Origin of the sequence: Vibrio sp. 10N.222.55.C6, assembly GCF_041473395.1 — a bacterium.
Lineage (GTDB): Bacteria > Pseudomonadota > Gammaproteobacteria > Enterobacterales > Vibrionaceae > Vibrio > Vibrio crassostreae_C.
On sequence record NZ_JBFRSD010000746.1, the window covers coordinates 1 to 814 of the forward strand.

1 protein-coding gene is annotated in these 814 nt (G+C 36.6%); it reads right to left on the reverse strand.

What is annotated here, in order from left to right; genetic code table 11:
* A partial coding sequence (locus tag AB4486_RS25950; RefSeq protein WP_372119616.1) for a TetR/AcrR family transcriptional regulator occupies nt 1-557 on the reverse strand: 557 nt, incomplete at its 3' end.
* Nucleotides 558-814: the final 257 nt, after the last annotated feature.

Consider the following 814-nt stretch of genomic DNA (forward strand, 5'->3'; position numbering starts at 1 on the left):
TGTATAGATCGAGCGAGAGATTCATGTGGTCTTTGCCCTCTTGATTGAACTTTGAGTCCTTGACGAAACGTAAGGAAATAGTCGGTCAAATGCTCTGCATCTATACCATCAATAAGTCGTTCTGTTTTCTCATATTGAGTAAAAAATGCCAGTGTTGCAATACGACCTTGTTCAAACTTCTTAATAACATACTCATAGAGGGCTGGTTCGTTTGATTTTAATTCAACAATACTGTTTGTAATTAAGCAGCCGTAAGTGAGTAGATCATTCTCTGGATTTAAGAACTCACTATCAAATAAATATTGAAGATTCTCTGATATTGATTTATTTGAGTCGAGTTTCCTGAGTACCACAGACATGTGATGCTCAACATAGAAATCTACTATACATTTAAACACGGTTTCTTTGTTGCCAAACGCGTTGTAAATACTGGTTTTCGTTAATCCTGTAACGGTCGATAATTGATCCACCTTAGTCGACGCATAACCATGCTGCCAAAAATATTTGGCCATAACTCCAAGCACTTCTATCTCGTCAAACTGTCTTTTCTTTGCCATTTATCTATACAACTACATAAAATTCTTATTGACACCTATTGTACTAGTTAGTACATTAATTGCAAATGTACTAACTAGTACAATTAGGCAAAACAATGAGGAACAAACGATGTATTCAGCTATAGCACTATCACTACTTGGATTTTCCACAACGGTGATTGGAAGTTTGCATTACTTTCTAAAAGTAAAAAAGAACAAGCCGCCCAAAAATCCTATCATCCTTATGCTAGCACTTGCCGCAGGTGTCCTTTTGGGGC